The organism is Streptomyces sp. CA-294286 (assembly GCF_050947155.1).
Lineage (GTDB): Bacteria > Actinomycetota > Actinomycetes > Streptomycetales > Streptomycetaceae > Streptomyces.
Map to the genome: position 1 here is coordinate 1,568,892 of NZ_CP192005.1, position 11,508 is coordinate 1,580,399.

At 70.4% G+C, this 11,508-nt stretch carries 8 protein-coding genes; 7 read left to right on the forward strand and 1 reads right to left on the reverse strand.

Annotation, left to right across the window (positions count from 1 at the left end; translation table 11 throughout):
- Positions 1 to 34: 34 nt before the first annotated feature.
- The 5 genes from ACQPZG_RS11480 (at position 35) to ACQPZG_RS11500 (ending at position 8,359) form a co-directional block, all read left to right on the forward strand.
- Positions 35 to 1,543: a DUF4246 domain-containing protein gene (locus tag ACQPZG_RS11480; RefSeq protein ID WP_433545705.1), complete on the forward strand. Its 1,509-nt coding sequence runs from the start codon at positions 35 to 37 to the stop codon at positions 1,541 to 1,543.
- 399 nt (positions 1,544 to 1,942) lie between these two features.
- Positions 1,943 to 2,680, forward strand: coding sequence for a response regulator transcription factor (locus ACQPZG_RS11485; RefSeq protein ID WP_433545706.1), 738 nt, complete (start codon positions 1,943 to 1,945; stop codon positions 2,678 to 2,680).
- A gap of 245 nt (positions 2,681 to 2,925) precedes the next feature.
- The gene (locus ACQPZG_RS11490) at positions 2,926 to 3,981 is read left to right on the forward strand and encodes a HAMP domain-containing sensor histidine kinase (protein WP_433549363.1); all 1,056 of its coding nucleotides are present in this window, start codon (positions 2,926 to 2,928) and stop codon (positions 3,979 to 3,981) included.
- Positions 3,982 to 4,260: 279 nt separating this feature from the next.
- Positions 4,261 to 8,085 carry a multifunctional oxoglutarate decarboxylase/oxoglutarate dehydrogenase thiamine pyrophosphate-binding subunit/dihydrolipoyllysine-residue succinyltransferase subunit gene (locus ACQPZG_RS11495; protein ID WP_433545707.1) on the forward strand — a complete coding sequence of 1,275 codons (3,825 nt, stop codon included), beginning with the start codon at positions 4,261 to 4,263 and terminating at the stop codon, positions 8,083 to 8,085.
- A gap of 94 nt (positions 8,086 to 8,179) precedes the next feature.
- Positions 8,180 to 8,359, forward strand: coding sequence for a DUF6104 family protein (locus tag ACQPZG_RS11500; protein WP_433545708.1), 180 nt, complete (start codon positions 8,180 to 8,182; stop codon positions 8,357 to 8,359).
- A 94-nt stretch (positions 8,360 to 8,453) separates the two neighbouring features.
- Here ACQPZG_RS11500 and ACQPZG_RS11505 read toward each other — a convergent pair whose 3' ends face one another.
- Positions 8,454 to 9,293, reverse strand: coding sequence for a hypothetical protein (locus ACQPZG_RS11505; protein WP_433545709.1), 840 nt, complete (start codon positions 9,291 to 9,293; stop codon positions 8,454 to 8,456).
- A 145-nt stretch (positions 9,294 to 9,438) separates the two neighbouring features.
- Here ACQPZG_RS11505 and ACQPZG_RS11510 point away from each other — a divergent pair, with 145 nt between their 5' ends.
- Together ACQPZG_RS11510 and ACQPZG_RS11515 are read left to right on the forward strand one after the other, a co-directional pair.
- The gene (locus ACQPZG_RS11510; protein WP_433545710.1) at positions 9,439 to 10,371 is read left to right on the forward strand and encodes a DUF4097 family beta strand repeat-containing protein; all 933 of its coding nucleotides are present in this window, start codon (positions 9,439 to 9,441) and stop codon (positions 10,369 to 10,371) included.
- A 1-nt stretch (position 10,372) separates the two neighbouring features.
- Complete coding sequence (locus ACQPZG_RS11515; protein WP_433545711.1) at positions 10,373 to 11,440, forward strand: helix-turn-helix transcriptional regulator; 1,068 nt, start codon at positions 10,373 to 10,375, stop codon at positions 11,438 to 11,440.
- The last annotated feature ends 68 nt before the right edge of the window (positions 11,441 to 11,508 follow it).

The following is an 11,508-nucleotide window of genomic DNA, read 5'->3' on the forward strand; positions in this document are numbered from 1 at the left end:
CGCCACCGCACGCCGAGTCGAAGGACCGAGAGAATTGTCCGAGCTGTCTGCTTTCCCGCTGCCCTTTCGCACCGCCCGGTCCATATCCCTCGCGACACCACGGACTCTGCGCGAGCTTCAGATGATGCGGTGCAGCGCCCTCATCCGGTCGAAGCCGCGGTGGTTCGAGAAGAGGAACGACGCGGAGATCGTCGGCAGGTGGACGCGGGAGGCGCTGGCTCAGGGGCTCACCGAGGCGCAGGTCCGTTACGTGCTCGACGAGTTGCGGCACTACGCCGCGCTGCGGGACGGGCGGACGGGTGCCGAGGTGTCCGCCGTCGACGGGGTGTGGCAGTCGGACACCCTGGTCGACGAAGGGCTCAGGTCCCGGCTGAGCGCGGCGGTCCGGGTGCTGGAGCAGGTTCCCGAGGAGGACCGGGACTGGCATCCCGGTTCCGGCGGGCAGGTGCTGGACCTGGTGCATCCTTCGCTGTTCTGCCTGGTGAGAGGGGTGAGCGGAGAGCCCGAGCGGGCTTGGCGGAATCCGACGAACCACTATGCGCGGTACGAGTTCTCGGAGAAGTTCCAGTGGCTGCCCACGGACGTCGACGTCAGCGAGGACGGCACCGCCGTCCTCCGCTCGTACGTCAACAACGTGCACCCCGAGACCCATCGCGAACTCGCCGACGTGCTGCCGGAGTTGTTCGCGCGCATGCGCCCGCTGCTGGAGAACGTCCTGACCGATCTGCGCCATCCGCGGCCGTTGCGGATCGAGGCGGATCCCTACGGGTGGTACGACTCGCAGCCCCAGTACCCGGACAGCTCCGCGTACCCCGACAAGGAGGCGTTCACGAGGGCTGTCGACGCGTACCAGATGGCCCAGGACGACTGGTGGGACAACCGGCGCCCCGTGGTCCCGGACGCCCCCGTCTTCAGCCCGCCCGCGCTGCCCGGCGCATCCGACCGCGTCGACCTGCGCGGCCGGAGCCTCCAGGTGATCGTCAAACTCGCGACCATCCACCTCACCCCGGAGCAACCCGAGTACTCCGGCGGTTCCTGGCACGTCGAGGGGATGCTGAACGAGCGGATCGTCTCGACCGGCATCTACTACTGGGACAGCGAGAACATCACCGAGAGCCGACTGGGTTTCCGGGCCGCGCTCGACGACCTCGAGTACGAGCAGAGCGACGACAACGGCGTGCGCGAGGTCTACGGCCTGGAGAACGAGGACGCGCTGAACCAGGTGCTGGGCTCGGTGGCGACCCCGGCGGGCCGCTGCCTGGCGTTCCCGAACGTCCTGCAACACCGCGTCGGCTCGTTCCGGCTCGCCGACCCGACCCGTCCGGGACACCGCAAGATCCTGGCGTTCTTCCTGGTCGACCCCTCGGAGAGGATCGTCTCGACGTCCGACGTGCCGCCGCAGCAACCCTGGTCCGGCACGTCGACCATGACGCTCGCCCAGGCCCGCGACTACCGCGAACAGCTCATGCGGGAACGCAAGTTCTTCGTCGACGAGCACAACGACCAGCTCTACGAACGGGAATTCTCGCTCTGCGAGCACTGATCGCTCCGACTCCGGGCACACGCACCGTCCCGGGCCTGCGCCCCCACCGCCCGCGCGGGTCCGGCGACCGCACGCGAGACAACATTCACAGCTCCCTCACGTTTGCACATACAACCATGACCCGGGTGGACAACGAGTCACCGTGACGACACAGCGCGGCACTTCGCCTACGCAACGTCTACTTCACTGTGCACAGCGCGAGTTGTCCTGCGTCGAGTTTCGAAAAGTCCTTGCTTAATGTCGCTTTCGGCAAGGTTCGACAGGAGAGGTGCGCAATGCCCGATCCCTGCGCTTTGGTCCCGTCCGGCGGTCGTCGCACCGCGTAGCCGTGGGCTGGTCAGTGCCCTTACGCTGCCATCTGACCGCGGGATCAGACGAACGCACTCCAGGGGCGGGGCGATGGAGCAGACACACACCAGCCACAACGGCCTCGCGGCCACTCCCGGTGCACAGCGCCGGGTACTGGTCGTCGAGGACGATGCCACGATCGTGGACAACATCGCGGCCCGCCTGAGGGCCGAGGGCTTCCAGGTGCAGACGGCGGGCGACGGCCCTGCGGCGGTGGACACCGCCGAGGCCTGGCAGCCGGACCTGATGGTCCTCGACATCATGCTCCCCGGCTTCGACGGGCTCGAAGTCTGCCGCCGGGTCCAGGCACAGCGTCCGGTACCGGTACTGATGCTCACCGCGCGCGACGACGAGACCGACATGCTCGTCGGGCTCGGGGTCGGCGCCGACGACTACATGACGAAACCGTTCTCCATGCGGGAGCTGGCCGCCCGGGTGCACGTCCTGCTGCGCCGGGTCGAGCGCGCCACCATCGCCGCGTCCACTCCCCGCAGCGGGATCCTGCGCCTCGGCGAACTGGAGATCGACCACGCCCAGCGCCGGGTGCGGGTGAACGGCGAGGACGTGCACCTCACGCCCACCGAGTTCGACCTGCTGGTCTGCCTGGCGAACACACCGCGCGCCGTCCTCTCCCGGGAGCAGTTGCTCGCCGAGGTGTGGGACTGGGCGGACGCCTCCGGCACCCGGACCGTCGACAGTCACATCAAGGCGCTGCGCCGCAAGATCGGCGCGGAGCGCATCCGTACCGTGCACGGTGTCGGCTACGCGTTGGAGACCCCGGCGCCGTGAGCGGTACGGCCGGGGCGCGGGCACTGGGGGGCGGGAGCCCGGGACGGAACCTGCCGGGCCCGCGGCGGCGGCCGGACGCCGCCGTCCCCGACTGCCCCACCTGCGGGCACCGCCCCCGGCGCTCCGCCGGCGGGCTCCGCCGGATCCTGCGCCCGGCCGGCGGCTCCGCGCGGGACGGATCCTTCACCAGGAGCCTCCTGCGCAGGGTGGCGCGCACGCTGCCCCGCTCCCTGCGCCCCTTCGTGCTGAGGCCCTTCACGATCCGGGCGAAGCTGATCTCGCTGGTCGTCGTCTCGGTGGCGCTCACCACGGGGCTGGTGATGGTGGCACTGGCCACCAAGACCGAACTGCGCTTCATCACCGTCTTCTCGATCATCGCGTCCATGCTGATCACCCAGTTCGTCGCGCACAACCTGACGAAGCCGCTCGACGAGATGCGGCAGGTCGCCGCCGCGATGGCGCACGGCGACTACACCCAGCGGGTCGGCGGCACGGACCGGCGCGACGAGCTGGGCGGCCTGGCGACCACGCTCAACCGCATGGCCGAGGACCTCCAGGCAGTCGACGAGAACCGCAAGGAGCTGGTCGCCAACGTCTCGCACGAACTGCGCACTCCGATCGCCGCGCTGCGCGCCGTACTGGAGAACGTGGTGGACGGCGTCGTCGCCGCCGATCCGGAGACCATGCGGACCGCGCTCAAGCAGACCGAGCGGCTCGGCGGGCTGGTGGAGACGCTGCTGGACCTGGCCAGGCTCGACAACGGTGTCGTACCTCTGAAGGCGCACCGGTTCGAGGTGTGGCCGTATCTGTCGGGCGTGCTGAAGGAGGCCAATCTGGCCGCCGCGCAGCGCGGTCTGGTCTCCGGGTCCGGACGTCATACGCGCAAGGACGTACATCTGCACCTGGACGTCTCCCCGCCCGAGCTGACCGCGCACGCGGACCAGGAGCGGTTGCACCAGGTGGTCGCCAACCTGATCGACAACGCGGTCAAGCACAGCCCTCCGCACGGCCGGGTCACGGTCCGGGCGCGGGCCGGGGAGAGTCCCGGCGGCCTGGAGCTGGAGGTCCTGGACGAGGGTCCGGGGATACCGAAGTCGGAGTGGCACCGCGTGTTCGAACGGTTCAATCAGGGGAAGGCGCCTGCCCAGCACCCCTCGGGCGGCGACGGTGGCACGGGCCTCGGCCTGGCCATCGCGCGGTGGGCGGTGGATCTGCACGGCGGCCGGATCGGCGTGGCCGAATCCGAACGCGGTTGCCGGATCCAGGTCACCCTTCCGGGGACCGCCCGCCCTACGGCTTGACGTAGGGTTCGAACCAGATACGGACGTTCTGCGTCCGTCCTGCCAGGATGCGGAAGCATTGCTCGCATCCTCGGTCGGATGCACCCGGCTCGCACCCGGTTGACGCGCAGTCCACAGCGGAACCACGCTTGTTTCCCGCCAAAACGTGCGGCGAAACCGGCTCTCCGGTGTGACTTACGCGACGGATGCACCGCCCGGTCTGCATCTCCCGGCCGGGGAGGCGTAGCCTTTATTTCCGCTGTCCACCACCTTGCGAAGCGGAAGAGGGCGGTTAACGCCGTGTCGTCTCAGTCCCCCAGTAGCTCAAGTCTCTCGTCGACCGACCAGGACGGGCAGGGGAAGAACCCTGCCGCATCCTTCGGTCCCAATGAGTGGCTCGTCGACGAGATCTACCAGCAGTACCTCCAGGACCCCAGTTCCGTCGACCGCGCCTGGTGGGACTTCTTCGCCGACTACAAGCCGGGCACCTCCGCCGGTACGGCAGAGAAGTTGACCCCCGCCGCGCAGGCGGCACCCGCCGCCGCACCGGCACAGGCAGCACCCGCCGCCCCGGCCCCGGCAGCCAAGGCCCCGGCGCAGCCCGCCGCAGCCCCGAAGGCAGCCGCTCCGGCCGCCGCGAAGGCGCAGCCCGCCGCAGCCCCGGCAGCCAAGCCCGCCGCCAAGGCGTCCGCATCCGCACCCGCACAGAAGGCCGCACCCGTGAAGCCCGTCGCATCCGCCGAGGACTCCGCCCCGGTCGGCCCCGAGTACGTCACCCTGCGCGGCCCCGCCGCCGCCGTCGCGAAGAACATGAACGCCTCCGTGGAGGTGCCCACGGCGACGTCCGTGCGCGCGGTCCCGGTGAAGCTGCTCTTCGACAACCGCATCGTCATCAACAACCACCTGAAGCGGGCCCGGGGCGGGAAGATCTCCTTCACCCACCTCATCGGCTTCGCGATGGTGCAGGCCATCAAGGCCATGCCGTCGATGAACTACTCCTTCACCCAGAAGGACGGCAAGCCGACCCTGGTGAAGCCGGAGCACATCAACTTCGGTCTCGCGATCGACCTGGTGAAGCCGAACGGCGACCGCCAGCTCGTCGTCGCCGGCATCAAGAAGGCCGAGACGCTCGACTTCTTCGAGTTCTGGCAGGCGTACGAGGACATCGTCCGCCGCGCCCGCGACAACAAGCTGACGATGGACGACTTCACGGGCGTGACGGTCTCCCTCACCAACCCGGGCGGCCTCGGCACCGTCCACTCCGTGCCGCGTCTGATGCCCGGTCAGTCGGTCATCATGGGCGTCGGCTCGATGGACTACCCGGCCGAGTTCCAGGGCACCAGCCAGGACACCCTGAACAAGCTGGGCATCTCGAAGGTCATGACGCTGACGTCGACCTACGACCACCGGGTCATCCAGGGCGCGGCCTCCGGCGAGTTCCTGCGCATCGTCGCGAACCTGCTGCTGGGCGAGAACGGCTTCTACGACGACGTCTTCAAGGCGCTGCGCATCCCCTACGAGCCCGTCCGCTGGCTCAAGGACATCGACACCAGCCACGACGACGACGTCACGAAGGCCGCCCGCGTCTTCGAGCTGATCCACTCCTACCGGGTGCGCGGCCACGTCATGGCCGACACCGACCCGCTGGAGTACAAGCAGCGCAAGCACCCCGACCTCGACATCAACGAGCACGGGCTGACGCTGTGGGACCTGGAACGCGAGTTCGCCGTCGGCGGTTTCGCGTCGAAGTCGATGATGAAGCTCCGCGACATCCTCGGCGTGCTCCGCGACTCGTACTGCCGCACCACCGGCATCGAGTTCATGCACATCCAGGACCCGAAGCAGCGCAAGTGGATCCAGGACCGCGTCGAGCGCCCGCACTCCAAGCCGGAGCGCGAGGAGCAGCTGCGCATCCTGCGCCGGCTGAACGCCGCCGAGGCGTTCGAGACCTTCCTCCAGACCAAGTACGTCGGCCAGAAGCGCTTCTCCCTGGAGGGCGGCGAGTCCGTCATCCCGCTGCTCGACGCGGTCCTCGACTCCGCCGCCGAGTCGCGCCTGGACGAGGTCGTGATCGGCATGGCCCACCGCGGCCGGCTGAACGTCCTGGCGAACATCGTGGGCAAGTCGTACGCGCAGATCTTCCGCGAGTTCGAGGGCAACCTCGACCCGAAGTCGATGCACGGCTCGGGCGACGTGAAGTACCACCTGGGCGCCGAGGGCACCTTCACGGGCCTGGACGGCGAGCAGATCAAGGTGTCGCTGGCCGCCAACCCGTCCCACCTGGAGACGGTCGACCCGGTCATCGAGGGCATCGCCCGCGCCAAGCAGGACATCATCAACAAGGGCGGCACGGACTTCACCGTCCTGCCCGTCGCCCTGCACGGCGACGCGGCCTTCGCGGGCCAGGGCGTGGTGGCCGAGACCCTGAACATGTCGCAGCTGCGCGGCTACCGCACCGGCGGCACGGTCCACATCGTCATCAACAACCAGGTCGGCTTCACGGCCTCGCCGGAGTCCGCGCGTTCCTCGATGTACGCCACCGACGTGGCCCGCATGATCGAGGCGCCGATCTTCCACGTGAACGGCGACGACCCGGAGGCCTGCGTCCGCGTGGCGCGTCTGGCGTTCGAGTTCCGTCAGGCGTTCAACAAGGACGTCGTCATCGACCTGATCTGCTACCGCCGTCGCGGGCACAACGAGACGGACAACCCGTCCTTCACCAACCCGCAGATGTACACGCTGATCGACAAGAAGCGCTCGGTGCGCAAGCTGTACACCGAGTCCCTCATCGGCCGCGGCGACATCACCATGGAAGAGGCGGAGCAGGCGCTCCAGGACTTCCAGGGCCAGCTGGAGAAGGTCTTCGTCGAGGTCCGCGAGGCCACCCAGGCCCCCGCCGAGGCGCACGTCCCGCAGCCGCAGCCGGCGTTCCCAGTGGCCGTGGAGACCGCGGTCTCCCAGGAGGTCGTCAAGCGGGTCGCCGAGTCGCAGGTCAACATCCCCGACCACGTCACGGTGCACCCGCGGCTCATGCCGCAGATCCAGCGCCGCGCGGCGATGATCGAGGACGGCACGATCGACTGGGGCATGGGCGAGACCCTCGCCTTCGGTTCGCTCCTGATGGAGGGCACCCCGGTCCGCCTGTCCGGCCAGGACTCGCGCCGCGGCACCTTCGGCCAGCGGCACGCGGTGCTCGTCGACCAGAACACCGGCGAGGACTACACCCCGCTGAACTACCTCTCCGACGAGCAGGCCCGCTACAACGTCTACGACTCGCTGCTCTCCGAGTACGCGGTCATGGGCTTCGAGTACGGCTACTCCCTGGCCCGCCCCGAGGCGCTCGTCCTCTGGGAGGCGCAGTTCGGCGACTTCGTCAACGGCGCGCAGACCGTCGTCGACGAGTACATCTCGGCCGCCGAGCAGAAGTGGGGCCAGCACTCGGGCGTCACGCTGCTGCTGCCGCACGGTTACGAGGGCCAGGGCCCGGACCACTCGTCCGCCCGCATCGAGCGCTTCCTCCAGCTGTGCGCGCAGGAGAACATGACGGTCGCCATGCCGACCCTCCCGTCGAACTACTTCCACCTGCTGCGCTGGCAGGTCCACAACCCGCACCACAAGCCGCTGGTCGTCTTCACCCCGAAGTCGATGCTGCGTCTGAAGGCGGCGGCGTCCAAGGCGGAGGAGTTCACGACGGGCGGCTTCCGCCCGGTCATCGGCGACGAGTCGGTCGACGCCGCGGCGGTCCGCAAGGTCGTCTTCTGCTCCGGCAAGGTCTACTACGACCTGGACGCCGAGCGGAAGAAGCGCGGCACCACGGACACCGCGATCATCCGCCTGGAGCGCCTGTACCCGCTGCCGGGCGCCGAGCTCCAGGCCGAGATCGCCAAGTACCCGAACGCCGAGAAGTACCTGTGGACGCAGGAGGAGCCCGCGAACCAGGGCGCCTGGCCGTTCATCGCGCTCAACCTGATCGACCACCTCGACCTGGCCGTCGGCGCGGACATCCCGCACGGCGAGCGGCTGCGCCGCATCTCCCGCCCGCACGGCTCCTCGCCGGCGGTCGGGTCGGCCAAGCGGCACCAGGCGGAGCAGCAGGCGCTGATGAACGAGGTCTTCGACGCCTGAGTCCCGGTAGCCGTCGTACGTGGCACAAGGGCCCGTTCCCGCGAGTTCGCCTCGCGGGGACGGGCCCTCCCACGTGCGGCTTTATCCTGAGGGCATGTACTTCACCGACCGTGGCATCGAAGAGCTGGAGAAGCGCCGGGGCGAGGAGGAGGTCACCTTCGAGTGGCTCGCCGAGCAGTTCCGTACGTTCGTGGACCTCAACCCGGACTTCGAGGTCCCGGTGGAACGCCTGGCGACGTGGCTGGCGCGCATGGACGACGACGACGAGGAGTGACTCCTCGGGGCGGGGGTGACTGCTGGGGGCGGGAGGGATACGTGACGGCATACCCGCCGGTCGCCTCCCCCGCCCACCCCCGCAGGCCGCGCCCTCAGTCCCTGCGCGCCACGTCGAAGGCCAGTGCCGCCGTTCCCTGGGCCACCAGGAGTCCGCCCGCCACCGCCCACCCGGCGCCGCCCCGCCGCAGGCCCCACAGCAACACCGGTACGCCGACGACCACTTGGGCCGCCCCGGCAATCCGTACCCCGGCCCCCCACGGCCCGTGCGCTCCCAGTTCCGCCCGTACCGCGTCCCGCCAGCCCGCCCACTCCACGGTCTCCGCGCCCGCCCCCACCCGGGCCACCTCCCGCAGCCGGTCGGCGCTCTCCCCCGGGGTCAGCCCCGTCGGCAGCGCCAGCCCGGCCCGGTGCAGCACGGCGACCAGGCCCAGCAGCCTGGCCCGCCCGTCCGCGTCCCCGTCCTGCCTGGCCAGCGCCTCCAGCGCGGCGACGTCGTGCACGGGGTCCAGGGCGAGCCGCAGCGCGAACGTCCGCATGGCCTCGTCCTCGCCGAGCGGAGTGCCGTCGGCCAGCCACTCGTAGCCCACGGTGCGCCGGAACCCGGCGGCCAGGGTGTATCCGTACCGTTCCCCGTCCCACCACAGCGCCAGCACCGGCCAGCTCGTGCCGACGGCCAGGGCGGTCGCCCAGCCGGCGAGGACCCGGTCGACCGGCTCGTGCCCCTCCCCCGGCGCCCGCCAGGGCTTGCCCTCCGGCACCAGCACGCTCCAGCCGTCGCCCGCCGGGGCGAGCAGCATCCGCTCGCGCAACAGGTGGGCCGCCGGGCGCACGTCGTCGGCGGGGGCCCGGCAGAGCAGCAGGGCTCCGACGGGCCGCGAGACGGGCGGCCCGGACGGCACGGGGTACGCGGACGACGGATCCGAAAAGGACATAAGGCTCACGCTAGGCCAATTCACCCCACCCCACCTCCCGCCGGGCACCGATCCTTATCTTGACTTCACCCAACCGCGATATATCGTGTTGAGCAGAAGACGCGATATGTTGCGTTGAACTGGAGTCCTGACCGGGGAGATCGCCATGACCGAGTGGTCCGTCACAGCACCGCAGAAACTCACCTTCGACGAGCCGGTGAACGCACTGAGCGTGCGCATCGTCAACGGCACGGTGAACGTGGTCGGCACCGACGACCCGTCCGTACCCGCCGCCCGCCTCGAAGTGACCGAGCTCGACGGTCCGCCGCTGGTCGTGTCGCACAAGGACGGCACGCTGACCGTCACGTACGAGGACCTGCCCTGGCAGGACTTCCTCAAGATGTTCGACCGGCGCAGCTGGAACCGCTCCGCGGCCGTCACCCTCACCGTCCCGACCGGGGCGAAGGTCGACGTGGGTGTGGTCGGCGCGAACGCGGTCGTCTCGGGCATCAGCGCGCGCACGGAGGTACGCGGGGTCACCGGCGAGACCACCCTGGTCGGCCTGTCCGGGCGGGTGAACGCCGAGACCGTCTCCGGCAACATCGAAGCGCAGTCCCTCACCGGCGACCTCCGCTTCAAGTCGGTGACGGGCGACCTCACCGTCGTCGACGGCGCGGGGTCCTCCGTACGGGCGGAGTCCGTGGGCGGGGCGATGGTCATCGACGTGGACACCGTGCGCAACGGGCCGGCCGACATCGCCCTCACCACGGTCACCGGTGAGATCGCGATCCGTCTCCCGCACCCCGCCGACGCCCAGGTGGAAGCCAACACCACCAGCGGCTCCGTCTCCAACGCCTTCGAGGACCTGCGGGTCGCCGGCCAGTGGGGGCAGAAGAAGATCACCGGCACGCTCGGCACGGGCGCGGGCAAGCTGCGCGCGACGACGGTCTCCGGCGCCATCGCCCTGCTGCGCCGACCGCCGCACGACGAAACGGCCGCCGACGCGCCTGCCGACTCCCCCTCCGACGCCCCCGGCGGCTCCCCCTCCGACGCGCCTGGCGACTCCCCCACCGACGCGCCCTCCGGAAAGGTCCTCTGACATGCCTCCCGTCTTCGCCCACGGTCGACTCCGCCTCTACCTCCTCAAGCTGCTGGACGAGGCCCCGCGCCACGGCTACGAGGTGATCCGCCTCCTGGAGGAACGCTTCCAGGGCCTGTACGCCCCCTCCGCCGGCACCGTCTACCCGCGCCTCGCCAAGCTGGAGGCCGAGGGCCTGGTCACGCACGCCACCGAGGGGGGCCGCAAGGTCTACTCGATCACCGCTGCGGGCCGCGAGGAACTCGCGGGCCGGGGCGGCGAGTTGGCCGACCTGGAACTGGAGATCCGCGAGTCGGTCTCCGAGCTGGCCGCCGAGATCCGCGACGACGTACGGGGAGCGGCCGGCGACCTGCGCCGCGAGATGCGCGCCCAGGCGGCGGGCTCGAAGGAGACTCCTCCCGCCGGTCCGGCCGGCTCCACCGGCGGCGGAGGCGACTGGGGCGGCCCCTGGGGCGACAAGGAGGCCTGGCGGCTGGCCAAGGAGGAGATGCGCAAGGCCCGCCACGAGTGGAAGGAGCAGGCCCGGCGCGCAAAGGACGAGAGCCGCCGCGCCCGCGAGGAGGCCCAGCAGGCCCGTCGCCAGGCCAAGGAGACGACCGACCGCGCACGCGAGCAGATGCAGCAGGCCGCCCGCCGGGTGGAGGAGCAGGTCCGCGAGCACGTGGCACGCGGCGACTGGCCCTCTGCCGTACGGGACGGACTCGCCGAGATCGAGAAGGAGTTCAGCCGCAGCTGGGGCAAGGACTTCGGCCGCTTCGGCCGGGGCCCCGAGGCACCGAAGGAAGCGCCGGACATCACGGTGGAGCGGGCGGACAAGGACACCTCCCGCACATCGGCCCCGGAGGACGCGGTGCCCGCCGAGGGACTGCCCGACTGGGCGTACGAGGACACCAAGCCCGGCGCGGACCCGGCCCGCGAACTCGACCGCCTCCTGGACCGCTTCCGCGACGACATCCGCGACGCGGCGCGCGACCACGGCGTCACCGCCGCACAACTGGCCGACGCACGAGCCAGGTTGGCGGGCGCCGCAGCCCACATCGACCGCCTCTTGCGGGGTACGCAGAAGTAACGACCCGAGGCACGCACCCACCCTGCACCCCCGAGCCACGGAGCCCGGAGCGAATTCGCTCCGGGCTC

Excerpts from the sequence above, each read along its gene's own strand:
- ACQPZG_RS11485 (WP_433545706.1), top strand. The coding sequence starts at position 1,943 with ATGGAGCAGACACACACCAGCCACAACGGCCTCGCGGCCACTCCCGGT.
- ACQPZG_RS11515 (WP_433545711.1), top strand. The coding sequence starts at position 10,373 with ATGCCTCCCGTCTTCGCCCACGGTCGACTCCGCCTCTACCTCCTCAAG.
- ACQPZG_RS11510 (WP_433545710.1), top strand. The coding sequence starts at position 9,439 with ATGACCGAGTGGTCCGTCACAGCACCGCAGAAACTCACCTTCGACGAG.
- ACQPZG_RS11500 (WP_433545708.1), top strand. The coding sequence starts at position 8,180 with ATGTACTTCACCGACCGTGGCATCGAAGAGCTGGAGAAGCGCCGGGGC.
- ACQPZG_RS11505 (WP_433545709.1), bottom strand. The coding sequence starts at position 9,293 with ATGTCCTTTTCGGATCCGTCGTCCGCGTACCCCGTGCCGTCCGGGCCG.